This window comes from Photobacterium sp. DNB22_13_2 (assembly GCF_052873915.1).
This window is the reverse complement of the sequence record NZ_JBNNXU010000025.1, coordinates 1-26,166: the sequence shown is the minus strand read 5'-3', so window position 1 is coordinate 26,166 and position 26,166 is coordinate 1. Positions and strand designations below refer to the sequence as shown.

Genomic DNA, 26,166 nt, shown 5'->3' with positions numbered 1-26,166 from the left:
ATTGAGGCATATCAAATACGGTCACGTTTTACCCTTCATTTGTTAAATCTATCCCCCATACGGGTGATGCGAGTAAATACCTTCTTTCATATAACCACTGTAGCGGACCCCTTTAATAACAAGAGTATCTGAATGATGGGGTTGGCATTGTGTAGAGGATAGACAAGGAAGAAGGTATGAAACGGCACCCGATAGCTGTCGCAGTAGGAATGGGTACCTTACTGATGATAGCGGCTTGTAGTGATGACTCAAGCACCACGAATACAGATATCACAGAGCCAACTCCAGAGCCTACGACGTCGATGAGCATTAAGGCGATTGATGGATATTTGCATAACGCTTTCGTTTGGTTGGATATAGATCGTGATTACCAATTTGACGAAGGTGTTGAACCGAGTGTCCGCAGTGACAATGGCTTAGCCACCTTAGATGTGAGCGGTATTGATAACCCTGAAACGTATCCGGTGGTGGTAAAAGCAATCCAAAAAGAAACGATTGATTCCGACAACCCGGATACCACGGTTTCTAAGAACTTCGTTATGTCGGCACCAAGCGGCAGTAAAGTTGTGTCGCCCCTAACGACCATGGTTGATTTCAAAATGCGCCAAGACGGCATGACGGAGGATGCCGCTAAATCTGATGTTGCTCAGATGTTTGGTATTGAGCCCGACTTAATCGCTAGTGATTATGAAGACACCGAGTTGAACGGTGCAACTGTTGCCGTGAAATTGGTTAAGCAATCTGCAAAATCGATAGTGACAGCTGGGGTACTGCCTGAAAACGAAGAAGCCCTAGATGAAAATAGCCTTGACGGAATAGTGACTAAAGCTATCGATGAAGGTAATCAAGTTGGTCAAGTCTTGATTGATGATCGAGGAGAGACACTCCCCGAAGATTATGATTTCAGCCGCGTGGTTAGTGAAGAGAATAAGTCGGTTGAGGCGGATACGGATCGTGACGGTGTCACTGATTCAGAAGATGACTTCCCTAATGACAGCCAAGAGTGGGAAGACAAAGACGGCGATAACTATGGTGATAATCTAGCCGATAAGTTCCCAAATAATAAAGATGAATGGGAAGACGCTGATGGGGACGGCTATGGCGATAATCTGGCAGATAAATTTCCTGACGATAAAACTGAGTGGGCAGATTTTGACCTAGATGACATTGGTGATAATAAAGACCCTGACGACGATAATGATGATGTGAATGATGAGGATGATGCATTCCCGCGAGATGATACCGAATGGTTAGATACAGATGGAGATTCTATCGGCAATAACGCCGATACTGATGATGATGGTGATGCAGTCGATGATGTCGATGACAGATTCCCTTTAGATAACACTGAGTGGGCTGACAGTGATTCTGATCTAGTCGGCGATAATAGCGATCAATATCCAAATGACCCGGAAAAATCCATTGCTGATGTCATTACTCAGTATGCCTACACCTCACCGATGTTCATTGACATCTTGATGGGTGTTAGGACTCTGGAGGTTGTTCACGATATTACTGTAGAAACGCTGAATAACTCGAATATTAGACATACTGAAAGCATTTTATATACAGAACCTGACTCAGCGATGCTATTTGGAGAGTGGCAAAGCGAAGCATTGTATAAATCGGATGGCACTTTTGAGCGGTTAAGTTTTGGGTATTATGATTACAACCTCGATGGTAATGTTCAATATGAAAGCCAGTGGTTGGATGTTGGGACATATAATAATAGCCAGGAAAGCTATTGGCGCTATATTGATGAGTCGGATGCTGCGTCGGAAGGGGGAAGCAACGACGGCAGTAATCGAATCTTTGATGACATCGATTTGAAGTCACAAGTTGCAAATGAAAATATGGCTGGTATTGACGCAGTGCAATACCTGATAGCGTCAACCCAGCAACAACAAAGTGCCGTGACAACCACCATAACGCTAGAGCAGTTCAGTCTGGATAGCTGGGTATTCGGTGACAGCGATGGTACGTTAAATTACAGTTCAAAAGGTATTTCTACTGCTGTAGACGGGGTTATGGTCGACCATCAAGACACCCGTGACTGGGATGCGAATGGTGTTAACAATACTGTGATCGTTTTTTCAGTGCTTAATGATCAGCAGTATACATTTAGTTATTTCCGACCTATTTGGGCTTCTCTAGAACAGCCATATTTCGAAGAGTACGCGCAATATAGTTTTGTTGCTGATAAAACCGATACTCTCGGTAACTATTGGTATGAAGTCACCACCGAATATGACGTTCTTCAGAAAACGGAATCTATAACTGGATACCGCTACATATTGTCAAACAATGAGGGTAAATTAACCGATGAGGCGAACCCCCATGGTGTACTTTTCAATTCTTTTAGTGCAATTAGAACGGATGTAAGTGATTCGGAACATACCGAAGCTGTGAGCTGGAGTCATACCCCAGTTCCTGATAGTTACTTCGACGTACCAGAGGATAACTTTACCGTTAAAGAGCCTGACATTGGGCAAGATTATAAAGTCATCATCAAGCAAAATAATGGCTTATGGATTGGTCACCGTTTTGCTGAGTGGGGCTCACAGCAGGTATCTGATCTGGCAAATAACATTGAGGTGTTAAGAAGCAGCGGGTATGACCTGAGTGAAATTGATAATACTGTTTTATCAGGTTTGAGTGACTATAACGGAATGCTCTTGAACGAATCATTCCGATATGATGAGTCGGGAGCAGCAAGACAGTGGCATGTTGTCACCAATCATGACTCACTTACACCAGTTCAAGATGGCGAGTACCAACTTGTTTCTTTGCAGCTTACTCATGATGGCATCAAACCTAACTGGCGAGTGAACGACACGCAAAGTGGCACGTTGGTAATTTCGGTTCCATATTCTGATAACCCTTGGAATTGGTATGATGCTTATTGGCGGCTAATGGTTAATGCTGATGAAATTGACCCTTCAACAGGGGCATGGAAGAGCGGATTAGGTGAATTTTATCTCACTGAAGGTGAAGCTGAAACCGCAATTAATCAACACGCTAGAATATGTAACCAAGGCAATACTGAGTGGGATGCAGGCGTTCCTATTGGCGAACCTCAATACAATGATTACGCCGCTATTCTAGAAGATTGTTATTACGTTCAAACGACAGAAGAAGAGGTAATAGGGCAATCTTACTACTTGTTTAACGGCCAGGAATTGCAGCAATGGCATTTCAATGAACAAGGTATGGGTGAGACTGTATTTGCGGATGGTAATGTTGCGCGCTTTACTTGGAGCGTGAATAGCGATGGTGTTATTAAGATTGTCTATGAATGGGGCCCTGTTGATTATTTTGCGGTTACTGGGCGTGATGAACAATACGTCGGCGTGAAAATTTACAATCAGTGGCAAGACGAGGGTGCAGACCGGTTCAATATTTGGGCGGCACGGGTAACAACTTATCCACCAATGATAACCAGTTGCGCGGTTGATCAGGAGAATGCGAGCCTCGATGATTTCGATCAAGCGATTGAAACTTGCGGCGGGTATAACCCGATTGAGAATGACTACAATAACACGTTAGCCGGAATGACCTTTGTACGAGTGAGGGGCGACGGCGATACGCGTGCTTACCAGTTCCATGAAAATGGTGAGTTTAACTGGATCCGTGCCGGTGATTGGCGTTCTCAAGAAGGTACTGAGTGGACAATAACTCAAGAAGGCTTCCTGAAACTCATACCGAATGTGAGCAATCCGGATGATTACATGTTATTAGCTCATCAGCAGTACTATGACGATCAAAGTAGTTTTGTTGTGTACGAACAATACTCAGAAGATGGGCAGTTACATAGTGAAATATGGAGCTTTGTTTTCCGCGAATATGAGCAGAATCAGGCTCTGCCTACATGTGATCTCGGCGATACCCCATGGGATGACGACGCTGATCAACCGGCCAGTTATGCAACTGAACAAGAGTACCAAGCCGCAGTGCAGCAATGTCAGGTAATGACTGATAATCGGGTGCTGAAATTTACTGAAGACATGCTGGTTGGTAAAGGTGCTGATCAACAAACAACTTGGCTTATGGCTAATGACGATGGTGAGACAATCCGTTTCAAACCGGATAACACGGGAGCGTTCCTTGACCCTGAAGATGGCGACTTCCCATTTAACTGGGAGTTGATCGAAGGACAAGTCTACCTAGCGATGACTCATCCTGAGTATGAGGATTCATATGAGATTTTATCAATTACTGAATCTGATGGTATTCAGTTTGCGATTAAGTCGTTCTGGGTAGATACCTCTGGTGAGTGGACTAATCCCCCTCCAAATCAAGGTGAAGGAGAGGTTTGGGGATATACCTTAGAGTTAGTGGATAAACAGTAGAGAAGTAAATGAATAGTGTAATGGGAGCCGAAAGGCTCCCATTTTTTTCAATTGTTAAGCAGTCGCTGCTTTTGGTGGTGATTTGAATATATTAATCACCGCTTTTACGGTGTAATAACCACATAGTACAGTAAAGGTAATGGCGCTTAAGGATTCACCGTAATGCACTGATGCGCCAATAAAGTCGAAGAATTCACCGCCGAAGTCTTTCACATGATCCAAAGCCCATTTGTACACCAAATATAATTTGGTGAGGGTAATAAATACTAAGTAAGCTTTACCATAGGGTGTAGTTAGAAAATACTTAATTTTATTCCAAAGACTTTTCACTTTATTGTCGCCTCGTTGTTTATTGGACGAATTGAAGTGTAGAAAAAATGAACGAATAAAATTTATCAATTCGCGCCAGTAATAAGAGAAATGTTGGGCTACATGCAAATGAGGTTAAATGGAATCATATCAATCTGATGTTAAGCTATTGTACTAAAAGGCCTACTTTTTATGTGCTGTGATTAATTTTTCATACGAAGCGACTTGATCCTTGCCATGTCGCTTGGCATGGGAGAGTGCTTGATCAGCTTGATGCAATACAGCTGCAGGAGAAATAACATCATCCCAAAGGGTGTTGACTCCAATGCTGATAGTGAAATTAATCGCTCCATCTGGCATGTCGACGGCGAGCTTACTCACGCGCCAACGTAACCGTTCTGCCAGTAACAGGGCAAATTGATGGGAGGTATGGGGAAGCAGAATGATGAATTCTTCACCGCCCCAGCGGCCAATAAAGTCAGACTGGCGGATACTGGATTTACAGCACTCTGCAAATATACGAATAACGTCATCCCCGGTCTGGTGGCCATAGGCGTCATTAATGAGCTTAAAGTCATCAATGTCGATGTACAGACATGATATGGGATAGCCGGTCTTCTGCGCTTTTGTTAACTCGTTACTGAGTATGGTTTCAAAGCGGTTCCTGTTGGTTAAACCTGATAGGGAGTCAATAGAGGCTTGTTGCTCTAGTTGATAAAAGTCGTTGTACTTCTCTGTAATATCAATGATAGCCAGTTGGATTGCAGTTTCACCTTGCCATTGCACAATAGATTCGGCTGCGAGTACATGAGCGACTTTACCTGAAGGTTTGGTGACCTTAAAAGTTTGTACCCTAGGTCTGACCGCTCCTTCCATTAAACGATGGTGATGGGCTAAGGCTTGTTCAGGGTTTACATCCACAATCAAGCTCAGCAAGTTAGGCAATGACATTTTGTCTGGAACTTTGCCCACACCAATGATGCTGCATAGGTTCTCATCCACATAGAGAATGTTGAATTCGTCGTGGATCAGTATGCCAAAGTCAGAAGCAAACGTGTTATCAGGATCAAGCTGTATCTTTGGAAATTCAATCATCTAAGTTACTACTACCGATTACATCCATGGTATGACCTAAATGGGTCAATCACTACTTTGATAAAAGTATCAACAGAAACAATATGTGACACTGATTCCAAAAGTTCAAGTTAAATGACATTTTATAGGCAGGTTAGTGCTGATAATCAGAACTTTATCATCTTTTGATACTGCCTTGAGATGATGGGTGCAAAAATGTGCTTTGTGGCGTGAATTGATAAGAACTCTGTGCGTTAAAACTTACAATACTCGTATTGAAAATTATTAACTAATTGTATGTTTACAATGAGGTTGTAATGAGCCAGCAAACTAAAGCACCATCAGAACACACAGCATTAGAATCAGAGAGCCAACATACGGCGATAGAAGAAAACACAAACGAAAAGAGTAAACAAAAAGCCAGTGACCCACGACGTGCCACGTTCCTAGTCTTACTGGTATGTGCAGGATTGTTCCTGTTCTATTTGATCTCTGACCGGGTGATCCCAACGACAGACATGGCGAGGGTACGAGCAAATGTTGTTCCCCTTGCTCCTTTGGTTAGCGGCCCTGTGACCAAAGTGCATGTTGAACCAAACGATATTGTTGAGGCCGGTCAGCCGCTGATTGAGCTTGATAAAACCGATTACATGATTGCTCTCAAGCAAGCGGAAGAGAGCTTAGAAAAAGCAGGAAAAGAAGTTGGAGTACAAACGGCATCAGTCGAATCAGCGCAAGCACAATTAAGTGATGCGATTGCTAATCAACAGAACGCTCGAAGCCAAGCAAATCGGGTATTTGCGATGGTCAAGAAAGGCATTGTGACGCAGGCTGATGCAGATAAAACCCATGCAGCTTTAGCGCAAGCAAGTGCACGAGTTGATCAAGCGAGAGCCTCTGTTGAACAAGCCAAACAGCAACTTGGTGCAATAGGTGATGAAAATACAGAAATCCAAGCCGCAATTCTTGCACTGCAAAAAGCACAGCTGGATTTAGAACGAACGGTTATTCGTGCGCCATCTCAAGGTGTGGTCACCAATTTCAAATTGGACGAAGGTATTTTTGCCAGCAAAGGTCAACCACTGATGACGTTTGTATCAGGTGATGAAAGCTGGGTTGAAGCATATTACCGAGAAAATAGTCTAGGTAATGTCAAGCCAGGCGATAAAGTGGAAATCGCGCTCGATAATGTACCAGGAGAAGTGTTTTCAGGCGAGGTAACCAGTATCGATTTTGGTGTGGATTGGGGACAGACCCAGCAAACGGGTCAGCTTGCCAACGTGGCGAATCAGTCGGGATGGTTGCGTCAAACACAGCGATTCCCCGTAATGATCCGTTTTGAACAATCAATGCCTAAGGGAAGCTTGAGGGTGGGAGGGCAAGCCGACATTATGATGTATACCGAAGAAAGCTCTGTAATGAATATGTTTGGCAAGGTGTGGATCCGAGTGATCACTTGGTTCTCGTATATTCGCTAAAATCGCTAGAGGTCAGTGTGATGCGCAAAGAGCTCAATCAAAATATACTTCGGTATGTCGTAGGGGTAATGTTGTCTTTACTCCTTGCTTACAGCTTAAACTGGACTCTGGCATACGTCATGCCAGTCTTTGTGGCTAAATTGCTGGTCGACAAGCCTGTCGCGGATAGGCAGGTTATGACTGAGTTAGGATTATCCATGGTCGTTACCGTATTGATTGCCTTAGCAGTGACAAATGGTTTGGCGCAGTATCCCCTGATCATGCTGGCACTGGTCGGTGTGTTGATGCTATGGGCCTATTACCTGTTCCAAGATCCTAAATGGAACTTCTTCGCGACGATGCTGATGATTTCAGCTTTGCTGTTACCCTATTTGGGCTTAATGCAGCCGGTGATAGCTCTACAGGTTGGTAAAGCCTTGATGGTTGCTGGTGGTGGGGCGGTTGTTGTCTATGGATTGATGCACTGGCTTTTTCCTGTCTTGTCATGTGGTACACCATTTGCAAAGATTAAAACAGCACAGCAAGAGCTTATAGAAAAGCAGATGAGGATGAAGGAGTCATACAAAGCGTTATTGATTAGCTTTCCCGCGATCGCATTTTGTTATTTTTACCAGATGACAGGGGCGATTTTGACAATGATTTTTATCGGAATACTGTCGTTGCAGATAACCGCCACAAAGAGCGTGAAGATCAGTTTATTTTTGCTGATGACCAATATTGTAGGTGGTTTACTGGCTATCATCGCTTACGAGTTGTTAGTAACAGTACCATGGTTCCCGTTTTTGGCCGCGATGATGGCATTCTTTACCTTAAGCTTTGCCAATAAAATCTATCGTGAACCAGCAAAAGCCCCTCTTTATGCTGGGGTGTTTTCCGCTCTCATGGTGATTTTAGGTGCAGTAGTTGCAAGCGATAGTAAGTTGATTGATGCGAGTTTCTACACCCGAATTTGGCAGTTGATATTGATGGGAGGGTATATGATTGGTGCGGCGACTTTGATCGAAAATATTCGTTCACATAATAATCAAGCTGTATCTTAATCCATGCAGCTGTCATCGACTTAACTGACAAATTGCTTGCGGTAGTCTTTAGGTGGGAAGCCAGTTAATTTTCTGAATGCTCGTGAGAAATGAGCAATATCGGCATAGCCTAGTTCTACCGCGATATCTGTCAGGGAATACGCTTTCTGTTCCATAAGTCTACAGGCAGTCGCAAGCATAATGTTATCCCTGATATGTTTAAAGCTGGTGTGTTCTTGTGAAAGCCTACGCTGTAGCGTTCTTGGCGTTGTCCCCAATATCTTCGCTGCCTCGGTAATGGTCATAGACTGCTTACAAAGATAGGGGGATAGGGCGTGGTAAATAGATTCGATATAAGAAATCTCTTTGGGAGTCTCGCTAGAAGTCGCGGAAACCGTAAAGCTGGCTGCAGAATGATAAGGGAGGTTGAGTATTTCGTCATTCAGCGCAACGGCAGCGATTTTTCTCTTGGTGTAAAACGTAGTCCCTTTAGATTTTAATATGCGAGATAACATGTCGGCACCGTCGGATTGCATCGCAATATAAGCGGGTGACCAATTTTGTTTACTGGCAAAGCGAATAAATTCAATAAGGAACAGGATGGAGAATATTTCAGACCATAGATAGCCTTCTGATTCTTCCAACGGTTTAAAACGGCAAAGCCAGGGGGTGCCGTTAAAATTTTCTATGCTTAATTGGGTTGTTGGAGAGTCGTGTAAAACGGCAGTCTTCATCTGCTCAAGGGCTTCACCGAGTGTTTTGGGTTTATCCAGATAAGTGAGCATCTTTGGGATGAAGTATTCTCTGACAGCGGTACTTAACAACTCGCCATAAAACTCTGGATCAGCACGATCTGCCATCATTCCCAATAGATTTCGGATAGGGGCTTCAGGTAAGTACTCATGCTTTTGCTGCAAAATATCCTCTGGGATACCTGCTGCGTTGAGTAATGGATAAATATCATTTTCAAAATGCGAGATCAGCGCAATGATGGTGCTGGCATTAACTGTTTTTATCAGTGGAACCAACTGACCTTGCTGCATTTGTTCACCTAACCGTAGTGCGTACGAGACATGATATTGTCATTAAATTTGACTATTGGTAATTATAGCGGCTTTGAGTACGACATTTCTTGATCAAGGCTGACTTACGAGGCAAGAGTACTGATAAATGTCACTTTATTGCTTAGAACTAAAAGATGAGTCAGGGCGAGCAACCATGGGTTTAAGTGGTAAAGAAACCAAAAGCATGCGTTTGCATACCTTTGGCCATTGAGAGAGTTAGTTGCCGTTAGGCTGCGGAATTTATAAGCTTATAGACAAGGCATTGTTTTGAAGATCTTATCAATACGCTAGGGTTCATGTTTGGTGTGAATTGGCAACTGAATATTATCTGACTTGATAGCCTTTAAATTACTATTAATGAATAGCAATTTACAGGTAGGAGCGTACAGATTATAACCAGTGAAAATACGAATTATGGATAGAAACTAGATATTATCGTTCTCTTCCTTTTCAACAAGACTTGTTTCGAAAGAAGATTGTGCCTGGTCAAGTTCCTCCATCAAAAATTGAATATCTTCATGACTCCCAGTTTTAATGGCTTCACGTAATTTATCTATACACTGTATAAGTCGCTCTTTTGCTGAATTTTTTGCAAAAATACTTCGTAAACTGTCCGCTTGATCCATGAATCAACCTCATATAAACAACATGGTAAGATCGGTATGTCTGCGGATACCTGTATAATGCAACGTCGTAACTAAAGCTATTGTGCTTTTATGAAAACCTTAGCATATGATTGTGAGATTTTTCTAAAAATAACGTGATTAGCATCACGAAAAAATTATTAAAAATGCTGAATTGGGATATTCATTAATATTAATCACCTGTATGTTGCCAGTGTATTTGTCTTAAGGTTGGTAAATGTAAAGGGATGATTAAGTTTGAAGCTGAAATCTTCTGGAAGCGCACTCAGCATGAGCCATTTACTGATAATCAATTTAACAGAAGCCACCAATGGCAGTTTGATGGTGGAGTAACTGTTCCTGCGACGGCTTCCCATCATATTGTTCCACCTCCGCTATCAACACCTGATCATGTCGATCCAGAAGAAGCGTTCATAGCGGCGTTATCGAGTTGTCATATGTTGGCCTTTTTAACGATTGCGGCAAAACGTAAGTATGTGGTTGAGAACTACGTAGATAAAGCAGAAGGAATTCTGGCAGAAGATAGTGCAGGAAAATTATCAATGACAAAAGTAACGTTGAGACCGACCATTCATTTTTCTGGAGCGAGGGTGCCTTCAAGGGAAGTATTGGAAAAAATGCATAACGTGGCACATGAAAATTGCTTTATTGCCAACTCGGTCAAAACAGTGGTTACTGTTGATATGCTCGAATGCTCGAATGCTAAAACATGAAACATGCCACCAGTACATTGCTGGTGGCATGCAGAATATATCGCTAATGTCTTCTAACTTTAGTGAAGTGGTTTTTGAGGACCATTACGGACAAGATCTTTGCCGTTTTCATATACATCGTCAGTTACCCAGCGGCCAAGCAGAAGCTGGTGCTTATCATCAAGAACAGCAACAAAGTGGCGGCCATCTGCATTGTTGGTTGCTAAAGCAATCCCTGCAACGTTTGTTAGGCCCATACCACCGTTTTCTACTGAAAGCAGAAATGCCTCTAGTTCGTCTAGGTTAGTGATAACATCATTTTCATTGATCATAATTTCATCTTATTCGTAATATTGCCCTCTCACTATTTTACAGTGGATAACGACTAAATTGAATTTTTGCTGATTCAGTTGCTTAATAAAAATCCTAATCGGGAATATTTATTAGGGGATTTGCCGATTAATGCTCTTGCTGTGTTGGTTGAATCCTGTAGATTTATTATCAAAAGAAATGGATCAGGAGAGCAAAAGGAATGGATCATAAAACCTACGCAGTTATTGGAAGCGGTGCGATTGGTGGATATTACGGTGCAAGGTTGCATCATGGTGGCCACGATGTCCACTTCCTGTTCAATAGAGATTACCAATTCGTTTGTGAGAATGGCTTGAAGGTTGACTCTCATTATGGCGACTACTCAATACCAGCCGATACAGTCAAGGCGCACAACTCCAGTAAAGAAATGCCGAAAGCCGATGTTGTGATTGTTGCACTAAAAACCACACAAAATCATCAGCTTGATGAGCTGATTCATCCTTTGCTTAAATCTGACACGCTTGTTCTCTTATTACAAAATGGTATTGGAGCCGAGCAAGAGCTTACCCAGCAGCTCAAACTCGATCATATTGCGGGTGGATTGTGCTTTATTTGCTCCAACAAAGTTGGACCAGGCCATATCCTCCACATAGATTATGGTCGGCTAACCTTGGGGGTATATGGCGAATCGGGTATGCCCGCTTTAGCCAGTGTTGCCAATGATTTTCTTCAGAGCGGGGTAGAGGTCGACGTCGAAAATAGCATTCTGGATGCCCGCTGGAAAAAGTTATTGTGGAACGTGCCTTATAACGGACTATCAGCCGTTCTGGATACCGATACAGCTCAAATTATGGCTTGCAGTGAAACGGTCGCATTGGTCAAAGCAATCATGCAAGAAGTCTGCCTAGCGGCGGAGACTGCAGGTTCACCTCTTGAACCAAGCCTAATCGATACCATGTTGATCAATACTGCCAAGATGAAGCCGTATTTGACCAGCATGCTTTTGGATAAACGTAACGGCCGCGAGATGGAATTACAGTACATGTACAAAAATGTATTGGACATGGCAGCAGAGAAGGGGGTTGATATGCCAATGACGGAAGCTATATATCATCAACTGAGTTTCATTAATCAGCTTGTAGCAAAAGAAAGGCAGCTAAGCTGACCTTTCTCCGTTGAACTGGCAAGTAAGTGTCTCTAGTCTCTATAAAATGACCTGATGGACTGGTAGACTGCGCTTCCATTTTTCTATCCTGACAGTTAATGCCCATGACTTTTGCTACGTTGCAATTAAATAAGATGGTGTTGAGCGCATTGCCAAGCCAACTTACCAATCCAACTGACATACAGCGACTCGCAATCCCTGCCGTTATCAAAGGGAAAGATGTGTTGGCGTTGGCGCAAACGGGAAGTGGAAAAACCTTCGCTTTTGGTTTGCCGATGTTGCAGAAGGTTGATACTGAGAAAAACGAGATCCAGTGCTTAATCTTGGTACCAACACGCGAGTTAGCCTCACAGGTAACAGCGTCTTTGCATGCAGTGGCCGGTAAACTTGGTATTAATGTGGCTATGTTATGTGGCGGTGTGCCTGCGGAAATTCAACAGGCCGAGCTAGATCAAGGTGCACACGTGCTTGTTGCGACACCTGGGCGTTTGCTGGACTTCATCAACAAAAAACTTGTTTCGCTAAAATCTTTAGCGCTATTGGTACTTGATGAGGCCGATAGACTGTTGGAAATGGGGTTCTGGCCTGATGTTCAGAAAATTGTGTCTTTCGTTCCGGCGGCAAGACAGACGCTCTTGTTTTCTGCCACGCTACCTGAGTCACTTGAAGCGGCAGCGGTTGGGCTAATGTATAAGCCTGAACGAATTGCAGCCAACCCACAAAACACAGTGGTTGAAGATATTAAAGAGCAGCTCTATTTGGTGAATAAGGGCAGCAAACCTCAAGCCTTGATTGCCCTGTTAAAGCAAAACGACTGGCAGCAAGTGCTCGTTTTTGTGAGCGAAAAGAAAGCAGCTGATACGCTAGCCAAGCGTTTGACCAAAGCTGGTATAAGTGTCGCCGCACTGCACGGTGATAAAGAGCAGTCAGCACGAGAGCAAACCTTAGCTGATTTTAAATCACTCAAAACGCGGGTGTTGATCACGACTGATCTGCTCTCTCGTGGTATTCATGTTGATGCGCTTCCTGTGGTGATTAACGCGGATCTTCCTGAGAATGCGCCTGTCTATGTGCACCGAGTGGGCAGAACGGCTCGTGCGGGGCAAAATGGTTTAGCCATTTCCTTAGTTTGTCATGGCGAAGCCGAGGCGCTGAAATCTATCCGCCAACTGACTGGTCGTCAGATGGAGGCTGTCGAACTGGAAGGGTTCCCAGTGACGGATCGACCAGCCGACCAGGCATCAAGCACAGAGCGAAAACGACCGCCTCGAGATAAAAAAGCTAACCGCCGCAGTCAGGCTAAGAAAAGTATTAAGCAGTTTAAGTCAAAGCCAAAAAGCAGCTAGTCGACTTTATTGGATTAGCACAAAGAGCAGCCTTAGGTTGCTCTTTTTATTGGTATATACCCAAGTTACCTCAAGGTGCAGGAGATTCAGAGGGTTGTCAGCGCCTTCAATCCAAGGCGAAGGTTTGCAGGAATGGCATTCCCTTTCTAAAAGCTTTAACGAAGGAGTGAATGGGCTGACACCCTCCCGAAGGGCGAGTTTTCTAAGCTTCTATACTGCGTTATTGTTTCTTGATTTAGAGCCACTAGATCTTCAAAACAATGCCTTGTCTATAAGCTTATAAATTCTCGCTGAACCTGCATCTTGAAGTAGCTTGGGTATATAGGACTACACTTTTGATGGTTATGATGATTATCAAAAGGAAGTGGAATGAGAGGGATATTGTTCACTGGCTGTGCGTTACTGTTTTGTGTGAGCTCTAGTTCGTCGGCAGAGTCTTATGTACGCTTCGCTTTTCAAAATGAAATAAAATACGGCAAAGTAATAGAAGATAGCATTCAACCATTAAAAGGATCCTTGTTTAATGAGATTGAATTTGATGGAGAGCCATTAAAGCGAAACCAAGTTCAATTATTACTTCCTACCAGTCCTGAAAAAGTGTTCGCGGTTGGGATGAATTTCGCCAGTCACCTCTCTTCTGACCGTGATTCTCCGCCTCCCTTGTTTCTTAAACTACCATCTTCACTCATTCGCTCTGGTGAACTTATTGTTTTCCCAAATGATGCGTCCAATGTGCATTTTGAAGGAGAGTTGGTATTGGTTATCGGCAAGGAACTGAAAGGTGCGTCAGAAGCAGATGCCAGTGATGCTATCTTCGGAGTGCTTGCCGGTAATGACCTGACTGAGCGTAATTGGCAAGGGAAAGATTTGCAGTGGATGAGAGCTAAAGCCAGCGATGGCTTTGGGCCTATAAGTGGCGTAATCGTTACTGGGGTCGACTATAACAATGTCGTGCTAACAACCCGCTTGAACGGAGAAATTGTTCAGCAGGAAAACACCAAGAATATGATCCACAAACCGGCAAAGGTGGTCAGCTATCTTAGCCATTACTTCACCTTGAAGCCGGGGGATTTGATTTTTATGGGGACCCCTGGGCGGACAAAGGCGTTGCGCAAAGGTGATAAGGTTTCAGTTGCCATCGAAGGGGTAGGCAAGGTTGAGAATCAAGTTAAATAGATGGTGGGTCGTGGTAATACCAGCAGAGCGCGTTATTTTCTTCGCTTGCTATTGAGTTCTTACTGATTAGATAATTGGTATGACTACTCAGGAGAGTGAAATGGAACAGATTTATTTTGCCGGTGGCTGCCTTTGGGGCGTTCAGGAGTTCATGAAACACCTACCCGGTGTGGAGTCTACCGAGGCCGGTCGTGCAAATGGAACGACTGATACCACACAAAGTGATTATGATGGTTACGCCGAGTGTGTTTTGATTCAATTTGATGCCGAAGTTGTGACAGTCAAACAACTAATGGCCTTTTTCTTTGAGATCATTGACCCTTACAGTGTCAATAAACAAGGTGAAGACGTCGGGCGAAAGTACCGTACAGGTGTGTATAGCAAGAATCCTTCACATCTGTTGCAAGTTGGAGAGTATATCGATTCACGTGAAGATAAAGATCGAATTGTTGTTGAAGTCTTGCCGCTCACTAACTACGTTAAAAGTGATGAGGAGCACCAAGACAGATTAACGCGTTTTCCTAATGACTACTGTCATATTCCGTTAGACCTGTTACATAAGTACAAGCAATCCAACTGAATTAATTGAAAAGCCCGGGCTGAAACCTATTAATGCTTGTAGGTTCCAGCCCGGGCTTTTGAAGTGCTTAATTACGAGTGATTAAACTTGTTGCCAATGGTTATTCGCAGAGATCCAGTTCATTGTGGATCAGTACTACACACTGTGATGCGAAAATCATCTTTGGCCCAAGGCTAATCTTTTGAGTACCAAGGCGTTCCAAGCTCTTATAGGTCTTCTTTGGCATTGGGATATGGTCGGTTAACAAGAAACAAGAGTTACCGCTGAATTCTTGTTCGCGAATCGACGTGCCTTTCTTGTCCATCATATAAAGCTGGTAATCTTCAGACAGCTCTTTTACCAGTTTTTCAAAACTCTTGGTTTGAACGGTGATCCCCGGCTCAACTTGACGCTCTTGCTCTTTAGCCATGCCACGAGAAGCGTCTAATGCCTTGGCAACCTTGGTGAGCAAGGCTTGCTCATGGAAGCCTCCAATATTGGTCATCTCATTGGCAACAAAGGTCACTGTACGAGAGAAATCCTGAGTACTTTCTAGTACCAAGTGAACGATGACGTCTTCACGGTGCGACTGCGCCACAAAGATTGAATTCATTAGGGTGTGGGCCAATATTTCGGTATGGGCTTCTTGGCCAACTGAAGCCAGTAGTTGCTGGCTGTCGGTAGGAGCGGATCTGGCTCGTAATACAAAGGCGCGCATTGAAAGGTGTCCTACTGATTAAATTGCTTTTGAATCAATGTTCTGGTTTATACAGACGTAGTGTCGGGATACTGAGGAGCAGGATTATCGCACCTTTGCTGGGCTATGTAACTGAAATAATGTGTTTGAACAGGTTTCAAAACAGCAAGTGGTGAGAAATAGGCCAACAAGTTGTTTTGAAGATAATAGGGCATCGATTTGTTTCCTTACCTTTTTTATAGGTAAATCAACGAGCCTTATGTCAAAATACGCTGTCTCAATCAATAAGTCTGTAATGTAATGAACTATCAAGCTGCTATTTTCGATATGGATGGTTTGCTTCTCGATACTGAACGCGTTTGCATGCGTATCTTTAAAGAAGCCTGCGAAGTACAAAACCTTCCATTTCATGAAGATATTTACCTTTCTATCATTGGCCGTAATGCTGCTGGCATCGAAGCTATCTTTCGTAAAGCTTATGGCGATGACTTAGATCGCCTGCATGAGGAATGGCGTACGCGTTATAATGCAGTGGTAAAACATCAAGCAATCCCTGTAAAAGAGGGTGTGATAGAGCTTTTGGAGTGGTTGAAAGCGCAAGGTACACCTGTCGCTGTCGCGACATCTACAGCCCATGAAGTTGCAAAGGTAAAGTTAGAGCTGGCAGGTTTGACAAAATACATTGATAACCTCACCACAGGTTGTGAAGTGGCAAATGGCAAGCCTCATCCTGAGATTTACCAGCTAGCTGCTAGCCGTTTGAATATTGAGCCAGAAAAATGCCTGGCTTTTGAAGATTCAAACAACGGCGTTATATCTGCTGTGGCGGCGAAAATGATGACCTTTCAGATCCCAGATTTGGTTGAACCTTGTGATGAAGTACGTCAGTTTGGCCATGCGATTGTACCTTCACTTCATGAGGTACTTACTAAGCTGAAAGCGGTTTAATGGGTTTTTGATGCCTCTACTCATAGAGGCATCTTTTTATCTGATCTTTGTAACTCCGCGCTCTCTATAACAGCGATTTTTAGCAGTCAGATTCAGCACTTTTACTTAGCTTTCAACGCGACACTTCAGTTAAACAAACGGGTGCACCTATATTGCATTGATATCCCGTTGGCGCTATTTTTCCTGTCTCTGTATTTCGGTGAAAGCTGGCAATATTGTTTGAGTGCTGATTGGCTACTATGAGCCATTGCCCGTTAGCAGATAAGATAAAATCTCTCGGGAACTGACCGAGACTATCATAGGCATCAAGCCTTACTGGTTCCTCACCAGAAATATCAAATGCACAGATCTTGTTTTGGGCTCGACAAGATACGTATAAGTAATTCTCATCAGAAGAAAGGCGAATAGCCGATGCCGCCTCTTCGTTTTCTGCATTATTTAATAGCTCGCATTGATATGTGATTTTCCAAACACTATCAGTTTTAGTGAGTACGACGAGCGTTTCAGATAACTCACACACTACATAGGCGCGTGTTTCGTTTTTATTGAACACTACATGCCGAGGTCCAGATCCAGCAGGCATAGCGATGCTTTGCTTAAGGGCGAACGTGTGATTGCCAGTTTTTGTATCGTAACCATAAAACCGAATGCGATCAGAGCCCAAATCGACGACAGCTAATTGATTAGAATACTTGAGAAAAGTGACTTGATGCGCATGAGGAGACAGTTGACGACCTTTGTTCGGCCCATACCCCTCTTCGAATAAGTTAGCAATAGCCTGCAGCGGTCTGCCATCTTCATCTAGGAGATAAACTGATACATTACCTGAACCGTAGTTCGCCACGGCGAGGTAGGGAGCTTTTATATCGAGATGGCAAGGGTAGTCACCCGTAACCGGAAGATAGATATTGCCAATGTATGAAGAAAATTGAAGAGCAGCGCCTTCTTGCTGTGATATTTCACTAAAGCTATAAAGCCCTTGTTTGGTCGTTGTTAGATAAGAGGGGTTTCGTAAGGAAGCGAAATCATTCAGCCGAGTCAGCTCACCGGTTTCAGTGGCTAGGGTGATGTGAGCAATTCCTTCGCTGGTACTGGGTGCGTCGGTATAGGTACCGACATAAAAGTGCAGGTGGTTATTGGTTGTCATGAGAGCCTTGAAATACATCGAAAAAACTGTCAATACCATGCCTTTTGCTGGTTCTGACGGCAATCTCTAATAGTTGTCAATTTATTAAAGTGTGAGGAGGTTGTCTGGTTTGGGTGAAACTAGGTGTGTTGCTTGGCGCAGACATTGAATTGAAAAGGGCAATTTTGTACAAAATTAGTAAAGGTCGTTAAGCTAAACTGGCATCACAGGAATAGTGAGTAATCAATGTCAGAGCAAACAAAGAAATTCAAAGAGGATGCGAGTTTCTCTATCGCCGATGAACTAGGCGGCCTTGAATTATTGCAGGCAAAATACAAACGCCAGAATTTTTCACGCCATAGTCATGAAGGTTATACCATCGGGGTAATAGAGAAAGGCGCACAGCGTTTTTACCGCACTGGTGGCAATCACGTCGCGCCCAAAGATCATATCATCTTGGTTAATGCTGACGAGGTTCATACTGGTCACTCTGCGGCTGAAGGTGGTTGGGAATATAAGGCAATGTACCCGCTGCCAGAACAGTTTGCTGCGATGACTGAAGGGATTAGCCCTCATCCCTCAATTCCGTACTTTCCAGAGCCTGTAGTTCATGATCCTGAAGTAGCCCAGCAGTTACGCATGGTTTTTTCTACGTTGGAAAATTCTGATAATCGATTGCTTCGTGAGACATTGATATACGGCGCCTTGGTGAAATTAATGGCTCGCCATAGTAGGACCCGTAATGAATTCGAACCTAAAACACGAAGCCAAAAACAGGTGTTGTTGGTTAAGACGTTTCTTGATGATCTTCCCCAAGCTGATATATCTCTGGAAGAGTTAGCGACATTGGCTGGCTACAGTCCTTATTATTTGGTACGTGCGTTTCAAAAGGAATTTGGCTTTCCTCCACATGCCTATCAGATCCAAAGTCGCCTTCGCTATGCCAAAAAACTGCTTAGATCAGGACACGCAATTTCAGACGCTGCGCAAGAAGCAGGGTTCCATGATCAGAGTCACTTTCATCGACATTTCAAACGGGCAATGGGTGTTACACCAAAACAATATACGAAGTCATTAACCTAATTGTTAATAGAGCAATTTTATACAAGTATTACTTGGGCCTATCTGGCGATATGAAGGCACGAATTAGTAAAAGAAGAACCAAAAGATATGATGGATACAACGCGAGTGGGTAATTCAGAGAAAATAACTTGTGCAGGTTTAATTGGGCAGGGTGCTTTGGCCATGTTACCGCTCAGTATTGCGGTGCTACCATGGGGGCTGCTTGCGGGGTCTTTTGCTATTGATGCTGGGCTGAATCCGCTTGAAAGCCAAGCCATGTCAGCCATTTTATTTGCGGGCTCGGCACAACTGGTCATAACAGGCATGTTCAAAGCAGGTGCTGGCCTGCTTACCATGATGCTAGCGACTTTCTTCATTACATCAAGGCATTTTTTGTACAGCGTATCGATGCGAGAAAAAATCAGCCCTTTACCGTTGAGATGGCGTTTGGGGCTGGGTTTTCTTCTGACTGATGAGTTATTCGCAATTTGTGGTCAGCAGTCAAAAAAGCAATTTAACCGTTGGTATGCGTTAGGTGCTGGCTTGAGCTTTTATTTAGCATGGAATGCGGCCACGTTGGTTGGCATTGTCGCTGGCAGTTATATTCCAGCCTTGAATGAGTTGGGGTTGGAGTTTGCTGTCGCGGCAACGTTTATTGCATTGGTGATACCGCATGTTATTAACCTTGCAGTATTTTTTGCAGTGTTGGCAGCACTAGGTTTATCAATCATTTTGAACTACTTCGATATTGGTGGGGCATTAATGATCGCGAGTCTTAGTGGCATGCTTGCCGGTTATTTTGCTGAAAAATGGCGAGGAGAACAGAGATGATCATTCTATCGATTTTAGTGCTCACGACATTGGTATTTTTGAGTCGTTACCTGTTCTTAGAGCCTAGACTGCCTCTGAAAATTAACCCTGAGTTGCAGCGTTTGCTTAAATACTCAAGCCCTTCGGTACTGACAGCGATTTGGGCACCGATTGTGTTTATGCCTGAAGGGGAAGGTTTATGGCTTTCCTTTGATAACCCGTACTTGTTATCGGCACTGTTAGCCGTAATCCTTGCTTGGAAAACAAAAAATGTTCTGCTGACAACAGTGGTGAGTATGATTGTGTTTCTGATATTGAATTTGCTGATATTTTAGTGTGCTAATTGTGCTTCAAACTTTATCACTTTGACAAAGATCACATTGCACGTATTGCTGCCAGTAGGCTGATACTGTAAAACATGCATCCCCTTACCACGGCACTCTTAAAGCAGAGAAGGTATTATGAAATCAAAGATGTACTCGACATTCGCTTGCGAATATGACGAAGTTATTCAAGACAACATCTATAATGCTCATTTAGAGCGTCCAACGCTTCAAGCAATGCTGCCAGCCCTGACTGATCTTGATGTACTTGATCTTGGCTGTGGTTCTGGAGTGTATGCTCAATACTTGCTTAAGCACGGTGCTAAACACGTTACCTGCATTGATTACTCTAAAGAGATGGTTCAGTTGGTGGCGAGCAAGGCAGAAAACGCAGCGCTAACCGATAAGGTTGTTGCCTATGCGCAGGATCTTTCCAAAGGGCTACCGAAGGAAGAGGATGCTAACGTCGATTTGGTCATTTCACCACTGATGGTGCATTACCTGGAAGATCTTAATCCGCTATTCCGTGATGTTAATCGAGTATTGAGAGCTGGTGGTTCTTTTGTATTTTCGACCCACCATCCGTTTGCCGATTTTGAATGCACTCAAAGTGGAAACTACTTCGAACGCGAGTTAGTGCAAGAAGAGTGGAATACGGTGGGTAAGCCAGTTCAAGTAAGCTTCTATCGTCGCTCGCTGACTGAAATCACCAACGCACTAACTCAGAACGGTTTGATGATTACCCAGCTCTCTGAAGGGGAAGTGTCTGAACAGGTCAAAGAAATGGACCCGAATCGTTATGAGTACTTATCGAAGAACCCAAACTTCATTTTTATTAAGTGCCAAAAGTTCGCTTGATATAACGTAAACCGTATAGAGGAAGGTCGAGAATTATCTCGACCTTTTTTTATTGCCATTATGGTGGATCTTATCTAAATCAGCTGATTATGAAAGGCTGCAGGTTAGTGACAATACACTTTCCTAGTACTGAAATTGAATAACAGGGAGTGCCATTCTTGCAAACCTTCGCCTTGTTTTGAATGAGCTGGCAACCCTCTGAATCCAGCACATTGAGGTAACTTGGGTATATAGTTATTAACAGGAACATTCGTCTTGGACAAGAGGCTAGTTCAGCCATAAGGAAGAATAATGGAAAACGACAATGAAAAATTAAAGCAAATACTGACCAAAGCATTTACGGCTTCGTTGATACATTTTTCGGTAATCGCATTTATTGTCTTGGTTTGTTTCTGGGCATTCATGCCGTTTCTTCCTATCCTGATGTGGGCGCTGGTCCTTGCTATCGCACTTTATCCCGTTCGACAATTTTTGGGTGCCAAATTTGGTTGGTCAGCCGCACGGACATCGACGCTAATCGCCATTGTTGGTGTATTGCTATTAGGTGTTCCTACCGCAATGGTCGGGAACTCATTTGCATCTAAAATTTTTGGTACGTATGAATCTTATGTAGCTGGGGGACTGGTCGTTCCAAAACCTGCGGAAAGTGTTAAAGGATGGCCGTTGATTGGCGAAAAAATGCATGATGCTTGGGATGAAGCAGCTGCTGACTTACCGATCTTTGTCGAAAAACGGCAGCCGCAGCTTAAGAATTTATCGAGTTGGTTTCTTGAAAGAGCTAGTGGAGCGGCAAGAAGTGTTTTCATGTTGATTGGTGCGATTATCATTGCTGGTATCATGTTGGCTTGGGCGGAGCCTGCTAGCCATTCTATGCGGCGTATTTTCATCAGCTTTTCCGATAATGCGAGAGGGCCTGAATTACACACATTAACCACTGCGACAATTAGGCAGGTAGCCGTAGGGATCATCGGTATCGCGTTTTTGACTGCGATAATTTTTGGGGCCACGGTAGCGCTATCTGGTGTACCTGCCGCATCTTTGTTCACACTTATTGCGTTAATTTTTGCCATTATGCAGCTACCGGTAACGATTGTGGCGCTTGTTGTCGTGGCAATACTCTGGTCTAGCGGTGATTCATCGACATTGCACAATTCGATCTTTACCGTGCTGATCATTGCCGCCAGTCTGGTCGATAACTTCTTAAAGCCAATGATTCTTGGCAGAGGACTTGAGGTACCTATGCCTGTTGTGTTGATAGGTGCAATCGGAGGCATGATGTCTGGCGGTATATTAGGTATGTTTATTGGTGCAGCATTTCTTGCCGCTGGGTATCAGGTTTTTATGAAATGGGTGGATTCTGAGAGTGAAGGGACAGAAATCGCCAATAATAAGAAAGAGATAACAGAAGACGAGGGTTAACTTACCGCTTATAATCAAACCTTGCCTTCTTGATTCGGGCTACGTGAAATGGATAATAAAAAGGAAAGGATATAAATGCCAGTGCTCCAACGCATTAGTGTAATCATGTTCATCGTCACTATTCTTAATGGTTGTGCATCCCTTCCTAAGGAAATTGAGCATCTACCTGAACCACCGGTCTCCTCATTAACTAGTACATTGTCAAACTTGACTGACACATATCGACCGCAGCAGCCTGGGCAAAGAACTAGTGCGGTTTTGTTGCAGGATACTGGTTGGGATGCGCTTGCACAGCGATTAGCACTTATCGAGACAGCTGAACATAGTATCGACATTCAATATTACATATGGAATTCTGACGATTCGGGTAAATACCTTGCGAAACGCTTGATAGCGGCTGCAGATCGTGGCGTTCAAGTTCGTGTCATGCTAGATGATATCAACCTCAATGAACGCGAAGAGCTGCTGACAGCACTTGATTCGCACCCTTACATAGAGATCCGCATATTTAACCCGCTCCCCACTCGTCGTGGGGTGACAAAGTGGCTTAACTTTTTAGGTGATTTTGAACGTTTAAATCGTCGTATGCACAATAAGTCATTCACTGTTGACGGTGCTGTGTCGGTTGTCGGGGGGCGTAATATTGGTGATGAATACTTTGACCTATCTGATGACATTAACTTTCGTGACCGTGATGTACTGGTAATGGGGGATGTGGTAACTGATATTCAATCGAGTTTTGGTGAGTACTGGGAAAGTCGTTGGTCATATCCTGTTAACTTGCTTGGAGGGCAAGTTTCAACAGAACTGCCAAAGTTAAATACGATCTTGGCTCCCCATTATAAGGAATATCCTGCTTTACCAGAGGGAAGAGAAGTAGCGAAAACCTTCTTAAAGGACATAATGGGCGAGATGACTTGGGCTCAAGCTCGTTATATTTCTGACCAGCCTGTACCTGATGATGTAGATAACACCAGCGAGCCAAAAGATACGGCTAAGTTTTTGGCTAAACTCTCTAATTTGTCTAGGCAAGAAATTATAGTGGAATCGGCATATCTGATATTTGATGATCGCCAGCTAGATAAGCTGCAGTTATTAACAAATAATGGCATTCAAGTAAAAGCACTCACCAACTCAATGGTTTCTAATGATCTGGTCACTAACCATTCTGGTTATGCGGGGCGACGACACGGTATGCTTGACCACGGCTTACAGCTATTTGAATTGAAACCAGATACAGGTTTGTGTGATCTATCAACGAGAGACGAAACTAAGTGCGCACCCAAAACGGCCTATGGCCTTCATGCGAAGTCTGTCGTTTTTGATAGGGAAGTGGCTGTTGTTGGCTCTTTTAACTTCAACTTACGTTCGACCTATCTTAATACAGAGTCGATTTTGGTGATTGAGGACGAGATCATCGCTGAGCGTCTTGCTTATGATATCGAGCAGGCAATGGACGAAGATAATAGCTGGCGGCTTAACTTGGATAACGGTGACATCCGTTGGTATTCCGGCTCACAAAGTTGGAGCAGCGAGCCAGAGGCCGGTCGCTGGGAACAGCTGCAATCACGATTTTTACAGTTATTCCCAATAGAGAAATACTTGTAATTGAGTGAGCCAGTTAACTTACTCATGGTTAGCAATGTGATAGTCCCTGTGACCAACAAGCTGTAATAAACAGTTTGTTGGTCATGGCTATACCCAAGTTACCTCAAGGTACGGGATTCAGAGTTTTCTAAGCTTCTATACTGCGTTAATGTTTCTTGATTTAGAGCCATTAGATCTTCAAAACAACGCCTTGTCTATAAGCTTATAAATTCTCGCTGAAGCTGCATCTTGAAGTAGCTTGGGTATATACGTTCATATATTTTTTCAACCGCATGTTTATTGGCTTATAAGTTGATGCCTAATAATTGCTTGATTTTAGATTTTTTGCTCTATAGTGTGTAATTAACGATGTCACTACTGTTATGTATATGTCAGTAGTTTATAAAAAAGATAACAGTTTAAGGAAGAGCTGATTATGTACCCGTTTATTCGTTTAGCAAAAGTATTGTGGCAAGCCAAGCGCAACTCTCCGGTTCATATTACGGATAAAAGTGAAATATCATTCTCATGCCATCCATGGGACCTCGATATTTTTAATGAAATGAATAATGGTCGTGTGCTTACACTTTACGATTTGGGTCGAACCGAACTGGGGATTCGTTGCGGGTTGATGAAGGTGTTGGCGAAGAAGCGCTGGGCGTTGGTTGTTGCTGGCAGTTCAGTGCGCTATCGCAAACGTATTCATATGTTTCATAAAGTGAAAATGTACACACAGTGCGTAGGTTGGGATGACAAGTGGTTGTATGTTGAGCAATCTATGTGGGTCGATGGAAAACCGTGCTCCTCTGTGTTGATTCGAGCCGGTGTAACATCTAAAAGTGGTTTGGTTTCACCGCAACAATTACTCGAAGCGATGGATGCGTCAGTTAATACACCAATTCTTCCTCAATGGGTTACTGAATGGATTGATTCTGAGCAGCACAGGCCTTGGCCACCAATTGGTCAATAAATTACGCGACATATAGGTTCGGAGAGTTGACTCATAAGTGCTTCAAGCTATAAGTGCTGCTTATAGTAAAAATAAACAAAACAGGCTATTTGCATCAGAAACTAGTTAATAAAATAGTCGGATTACTTACATGAATCCTTCTATTTTAATAGCCACAATGGACGGGCTTACGACAAGGCTCATTTATGCATGCTCCTAGCAATTGTCACGTAATGGCAAAACCTACCGGCTCTGTATGTAACCTCGATTGTACCTACTGTTTTTACCTTGAAAAAAGCGAGCTCTATCCTGATCGCAAAAAAGATTGGCGAATGAGCGACGAGACCTTAGAAGCGTACATAAAGCAAACCATCGAAGCTCAAGCCAATAACCATGCTCAATTTACTTGGCAAGGTGGTGAACCGACTATGATGGGGTTGGATTTTTTCAAGAAAGCAATTCAATTATGTAATCTTCACGCGAATGGGAAGCACCTAGAGCATACATTTCAAACGAATGGTATGTTGCTCAATGATGAATGGTGTGAATTTTTTAAGCAACATAACTTTTTAGTTGGCATCTCTATTGATGGGCCTGAAGATCTGCACGATGGCTATCGAGTAACGAGGGCCGGTAAACCAACCCACGCCCAAGTCATGTGTGGTATTGAGTTGCTAAAGAAACACAAAGTCGACTTTAATACGCTCACCGTCGTCAACCGAGAGAATGTCAAACACCCTAAGCGAGTGTATCAATTTCTAAAAGAGATTGGGGCAACTTATTTGCAATTTATTCCTTTAGTAGAAAGGGAAAAAGGCTCTCTCAAGCCTGATGGGATGAAGCTAGTACTCCCAAACGAACCGCTAGCTGAGGTAACTCCATGGTCTGTGCCATCTTTACAGTATGGAGAGTTTCTCTTTGAAATTTTTGAACTTTGGGTGAGAAAAGATGTTGGTCGTATTTTTGTAAATATGTTCGATAGTGCTTTGAGTTCATGGTGTGGACAACAATCTGGAATGTGTCATTTTATAGAACGTTGTGGTCATGCTTTTGCACTTGAGGCGAATGGTGATTTATATAACTGCGATCACTATGTTTATCCCGAACATCTTTTAGGGAATATTGTAGTGGCACACTAGGTTTGGCCACCTGATTAGAGGTGATATCATTACCTTTGAAGTAACCAGGTGACATTATGAC

The 26,166-nt window shown here is 43.4% G+C and carries 24 protein-coding genes; 17 read left to right on the top strand and 7 right to left on the bottom strand.

Translation table 11 applies throughout. The features are described from left to right. Positions 1-176: 176 nt before the first annotated feature. Positions 177-4,349 (top strand): hypothetical protein, encoded by a 4,173-nt coding sequence (locus ACVA58_RS24395; RefSeq protein WP_446512872.1) that lies wholly within the window; start codon positions 177-179, stop codon positions 4,347-4,349. A gap of 54 nt (positions 4,350-4,403) precedes the next feature. On the opposite strand, the gene ACVA58_RS24390 is transcribed toward ACVA58_RS24395, so the two are convergent. Further along, on the bottom strand, positions 4,404-4,679 hold the full coding sequence (locus tag ACVA58_RS24390) for a hypothetical protein (protein WP_446512871.1): 276 nt from the start codon (positions 4,677-4,679) through the stop codon (positions 4,404-4,406). Positions 4,680-4,841: 162 nt separating this feature from the next. Continuing rightward, the gene (locus tag ACVA58_RS24385; RefSeq protein WP_446512870.1) at positions 4,842-5,753 is read right to left on the bottom strand and encodes a GGDEF domain-containing protein; all 912 of its coding nucleotides are present in this window, start codon (positions 5,751-5,753) and stop codon (positions 4,842-4,844) included. Positions 5,754-6,049: 296 nt separating this feature from the next. Between ACVA58_RS24385 and ACVA58_RS24380 the strand changes: the two genes are divergently transcribed. Together ACVA58_RS24380 and ACVA58_RS24375 are read left to right on the top strand one after the other, a co-directional pair. Next, the gene (locus ACVA58_RS24380; protein WP_446512869.1) at positions 6,050-7,210 is read left to right on the top strand and encodes an HlyD family secretion protein; all 1,161 of its coding nucleotides are present in this window, start codon (positions 6,050-6,052) and stop codon (positions 7,208-7,210) included. Between the two features lie 20 nt (positions 7,211-7,230). Next, the gene (locus ACVA58_RS24375) at positions 7,231-8,250 is read left to right on the top strand and encodes a DUF2955 domain-containing protein (protein WP_446512868.1); all 1,020 of its coding nucleotides are present in this window, start codon (positions 7,231-7,233) and stop codon (positions 8,248-8,250) included. A gap of 20 nt (positions 8,251-8,270) precedes the next feature. On the opposite strand, the gene ACVA58_RS24370 is transcribed toward ACVA58_RS24375, so the two are convergent. Both ACVA58_RS24370 and ACVA58_RS24365 read right to left on the bottom strand, forming a co-directional pair. After that, positions 8,271-9,272 carry a helix-turn-helix domain-containing protein gene (locus tag ACVA58_RS24370; RefSeq protein WP_446512867.1) on the bottom strand — a complete coding sequence of 334 codons (1,002 nt, stop codon included), beginning with the start codon at positions 9,270-9,272 and terminating at the stop codon, positions 8,271-8,273. A 446-nt stretch (positions 9,273-9,718) separates the two neighbouring features. Next, positions 9,719-9,919 carry a hypothetical protein gene (locus tag ACVA58_RS24365; protein ID WP_446512866.1) on the bottom strand — a complete coding sequence of 67 codons (201 nt, stop codon included), beginning with the start codon at positions 9,917-9,919 and terminating at the stop codon, positions 9,719-9,721. A gap of 245 nt (positions 9,920-10,164) precedes the next feature. Here ACVA58_RS24365 and ACVA58_RS24360 point away from each other — a divergent pair, with 245 nt between their 5' ends. Continuing rightward, positions 10,165-10,650 (top strand): OsmC family protein, encoded by a 486-nt coding sequence (locus ACVA58_RS24360; RefSeq protein ID WP_446512865.1) that lies wholly within the window; start codon positions 10,165-10,167, stop codon positions 10,648-10,650. 59 nt (positions 10,651-10,709) lie between these two features. Here ACVA58_RS24360 and ACVA58_RS24355 read toward each other — a convergent pair whose 3' ends face one another. Beyond that, on the bottom strand, positions 10,710-10,961 hold the full coding sequence (locus ACVA58_RS24355; RefSeq protein ID WP_446512864.1) for a hypothetical protein: 252 nt from the start codon (positions 10,959-10,961) through the stop codon (positions 10,710-10,712). Positions 10,962-11,161: 200 nt separating this feature from the next. Between ACVA58_RS24355 and ACVA58_RS24350 the strand changes: the two genes are divergently transcribed. From ACVA58_RS24350 to ACVA58_RS24335, 4 genes are all read left to right on the top strand, one after another. Next, positions 11,162-12,106 carry a putative 2-dehydropantoate 2-reductase gene (locus tag ACVA58_RS24350; protein WP_446512863.1) on the top strand — a complete coding sequence of 315 codons (945 nt, stop codon included), beginning with the start codon at positions 11,162-11,164 and terminating at the stop codon, positions 12,104-12,106. A 104-nt stretch (positions 12,107-12,210) separates the two neighbouring features. After that, positions 12,211-13,452, top strand: a complete 1,242-nt coding sequence (locus tag ACVA58_RS24345) for a DEAD/DEAH box helicase (RefSeq protein WP_446512862.1) — start codon at positions 12,211-12,213, stop codon at positions 13,450-13,452. 369 nt (positions 13,453-13,821) lie between these two features. Continuing rightward, on the top strand, positions 13,822-14,628 hold the full coding sequence (locus ACVA58_RS24340) for a fumarylacetoacetate hydrolase family protein (RefSeq protein ID WP_446512861.1): 807 nt from the start codon (positions 13,822-13,824) through the stop codon (positions 14,626-14,628). Between the two features lie 100 nt (positions 14,629-14,728). Continuing rightward, a complete protein-coding gene (locus tag ACVA58_RS24335) occupies positions 14,729-15,208 on the top strand; it encodes a peptide-methionine (S)-S-oxide reductase (protein WP_446512860.1) in 480 nt (159 codons plus the stop codon). A 100-nt stretch (positions 15,209-15,308) separates the two neighbouring features. Here the strand turns inward: ACVA58_RS24335 and trmY are convergent, their stop codons facing one another. After that, the gene (gene trmY, locus ACVA58_RS24330; protein ID WP_446512859.1) at positions 15,309-15,905 is read right to left on the bottom strand and encodes a tRNA (pseudouridine(54)-N(1))-methyltransferase TrmY; all 597 of its coding nucleotides are present in this window, start codon (positions 15,903-15,905) and stop codon (positions 15,309-15,311) included. A 279-nt stretch (positions 15,906-16,184) separates the two neighbouring features. Here trmY and ACVA58_RS24325 point away from each other — a divergent pair, with 279 nt between their 5' ends. Continuing rightward, entirely contained in the window at positions 16,185-16,832 is a 648-nt protein-coding gene (locus ACVA58_RS24325) for an HAD family hydrolase (protein ID WP_446512858.1), read from the top strand. 112 nt (positions 16,833-16,944) lie between these two features. Here the strand turns inward: ACVA58_RS24325 and ACVA58_RS24320 are convergent, their stop codons facing one another. Then, positions 16,945-17,979: a lactonase family protein gene (locus ACVA58_RS24320; protein WP_446512907.1), complete on the bottom strand. Its 1,035-nt coding sequence runs from the start codon at positions 17,977-17,979 to the stop codon at positions 16,945-16,947. Positions 17,980-18,204: 225 nt separating this feature from the next. Between ACVA58_RS24320 and ACVA58_RS24315 the strand changes: the two genes are divergently transcribed. From ACVA58_RS24315 to ACVA58_RS24280, 8 genes are all read left to right on the top strand, one after another. Then, complete coding sequence (locus ACVA58_RS24315) at positions 18,205-19,041, top strand: AraC family transcriptional regulator (protein WP_446512857.1); 837 nt, start codon at positions 18,205-18,207, stop codon at positions 19,039-19,041. 90 nt (positions 19,042-19,131) lie between these two features. Beyond that, positions 19,132-19,851 carry an AzlC family ABC transporter permease gene (locus ACVA58_RS24310; protein WP_446512906.1) on the top strand — a complete coding sequence of 240 codons (720 nt, stop codon included), beginning with the start codon at positions 19,132-19,134 and terminating at the stop codon, positions 19,849-19,851. After that, positions 19,848-20,165 (top strand): AzlD domain-containing protein, encoded by a 318-nt coding sequence (locus tag ACVA58_RS24305; protein WP_446512856.1) that lies wholly within the window; start codon positions 19,848-19,850, stop codon positions 20,163-20,165. Before ACVA58_RS24310 ends, ACVA58_RS24305 begins: the two co-directional genes overlap by 4 nt. A gap of 126 nt (positions 20,166-20,291) precedes the next feature. Continuing rightward, the gene (locus tag ACVA58_RS24300; RefSeq protein WP_446512855.1) at positions 20,292-21,011 is read left to right on the top strand and encodes a class I SAM-dependent methyltransferase; all 720 of its coding nucleotides are present in this window, start codon (positions 20,292-20,294) and stop codon (positions 21,009-21,011) included. Positions 21,012-21,302: 291 nt separating this feature from the next. Continuing rightward, positions 21,303-22,430: an AI-2E family transporter gene (locus ACVA58_RS24295; protein ID WP_446512854.1), complete on the top strand. Its 1,128-nt coding sequence runs from the start codon at positions 21,303-21,305 to the stop codon at positions 22,428-22,430. Between the two features lie 75 nt (positions 22,431-22,505). Next, the gene (locus ACVA58_RS24290) at positions 22,506-24,038 is read left to right on the top strand and encodes a phospholipase D family protein (protein WP_446512853.1); all 1,533 of its coding nucleotides are present in this window, start codon (positions 22,506-22,508) and stop codon (positions 24,036-24,038) included. A gap of 415 nt (positions 24,039-24,453) precedes the next feature. After that, positions 24,454-24,987: a thioesterase family protein gene (locus ACVA58_RS24285; protein WP_446512852.1), complete on the top strand. Its 534-nt coding sequence runs from the start codon at positions 24,454-24,456 to the stop codon at positions 24,985-24,987. Between the two features lie 212 nt (positions 24,988-25,199). Next, positions 25,200-26,105: an anaerobic sulfatase maturase gene (locus ACVA58_RS24280; RefSeq protein ID WP_446512851.1), complete on the top strand. Its 906-nt coding sequence runs from the start codon at positions 25,200-25,202 to the stop codon at positions 26,103-26,105. The last annotated feature ends 61 nt before the right edge of the window (positions 26,106-26,166 follow it).

What these genes read in the sequence shown, in the direction of transcription:
- ACVA58_RS24395 (WP_446512872.1), top strand. Translation starts at nt 177, where the DNA reads ATGAAACGGCACCCGATAGCTGTCGCAGTAGGAATGGGTACCTTACTG.
- ACVA58_RS24385 (WP_446512870.1), bottom strand. Translation starts at nt 5,753, where the DNA reads ATGATTGAATTTCCAAAGATACAGCTTGATCCTGATAACACGTTTGCT.
- ACVA58_RS24380 (WP_446512869.1), top strand. Translation starts at nt 6,050, where the DNA reads ATGAGCCAGCAAACTAAAGCACCATCAGAACACACAGCATTAGAATCA.
- ACVA58_RS24375 (WP_446512868.1), top strand. Translation starts at nt 7,231, where the DNA reads ATGCGCAAAGAGCTCAATCAAAATATACTTCGGTATGTCGTAGGGGTA.
- ACVA58_RS24370 (WP_446512867.1), bottom strand. Translation starts at nt 9,272, where the DNA reads ATGCAGCAAGGTCAGTTGGTTCCACTGATAAAAACAGTTAATGCCAGC.
- ACVA58_RS24365 (WP_446512866.1), bottom strand. Translation starts at nt 9,919, where the DNA reads ATGGATCAAGCGGACAGTTTACGAAGTATTTTTGCAAAAAATTCAGCA.
- ACVA58_RS24360 (WP_446512865.1), top strand. Translation starts at nt 10,165, where the DNA reads ATGATTAAGTTTGAAGCTGAAATCTTCTGGAAGCGCACTCAGCATGAG.
- ACVA58_RS24355 (WP_446512864.1), bottom strand. Translation starts at nt 10,961, where the DNA reads ATGATCAATGAAAATGATGTTATCACTAACCTAGACGAACTAGAGGCA.
- ACVA58_RS24350 (WP_446512863.1), top strand. Translation starts at nt 11,162, where the DNA reads ATGGATCATAAAACCTACGCAGTTATTGGAAGCGGTGCGATTGGTGGA.
- ACVA58_RS24345 (WP_446512862.1), top strand. Translation starts at nt 12,211, where the DNA reads ATGACTTTTGCTACGTTGCAATTAAATAAGATGGTGTTGAGCGCATTG.
- ACVA58_RS24340 (WP_446512861.1), top strand. Translation starts at nt 13,822, where the DNA reads ATGAGAGGGATATTGTTCACTGGCTGTGCGTTACTGTTTTGTGTGAGC.
- ACVA58_RS24335 (WP_446512860.1), top strand. Translation starts at nt 14,729, where the DNA reads ATGGAACAGATTTATTTTGCCGGTGGCTGCCTTTGGGGCGTTCAGGAG.
- trmY (WP_446512859.1), bottom strand. Translation starts at nt 15,905, where the DNA reads ATGCGCGCCTTTGTATTACGAGCCAGATCCGCTCCTACCGACAGCCAG.
- ACVA58_RS24325 (WP_446512858.1), top strand. Translation starts at nt 16,185, where the DNA reads ATGAACTATCAAGCTGCTATTTTCGATATGGATGGTTTGCTTCTCGAT.
- ACVA58_RS24320 (WP_446512907.1), bottom strand. Translation starts at nt 17,979, where the DNA reads ATGACAACCAATAACCACCTGCACTTTTATGTCGGTACCTATACCGAC.
- ACVA58_RS24315 (WP_446512857.1), top strand. Translation starts at nt 18,205, where the DNA reads ATGTCAGAGCAAACAAAGAAATTCAAAGAGGATGCGAGTTTCTCTATC.
- ACVA58_RS24310 (WP_446512906.1), top strand. Translation starts at nt 19,132, where the DNA reads ATGGATACAACGCGAGTGGGTAATTCAGAGAAAATAACTTGTGCAGGT.
- ACVA58_RS24305 (WP_446512856.1), top strand. Translation starts at nt 19,848, where the DNA reads ATGATCATTCTATCGATTTTAGTGCTCACGACATTGGTATTTTTGAGT.
- ACVA58_RS24300 (WP_446512855.1), top strand. Translation starts at nt 20,292, where the DNA reads ATGAAATCAAAGATGTACTCGACATTCGCTTGCGAATATGACGAAGTT.
- ACVA58_RS24295 (WP_446512854.1), top strand. Translation starts at nt 21,303, where the DNA reads ATGGAAAACGACAATGAAAAATTAAAGCAAATACTGACCAAAGCATTT.
- ACVA58_RS24290 (WP_446512853.1), top strand. Translation starts at nt 22,506, where the DNA reads ATGCCAGTGCTCCAACGCATTAGTGTAATCATGTTCATCGTCACTATT.
- ACVA58_RS24285 (WP_446512852.1), top strand. Translation starts at nt 24,454, where the DNA reads ATGTACCCGTTTATTCGTTTAGCAAAAGTATTGTGGCAAGCCAAGCGC.
- ACVA58_RS24280 (WP_446512851.1), top strand. Translation starts at nt 25,200, where the DNA reads ATGGCAAAACCTACCGGCTCTGTATGTAACCTCGATTGTACCTACTGT.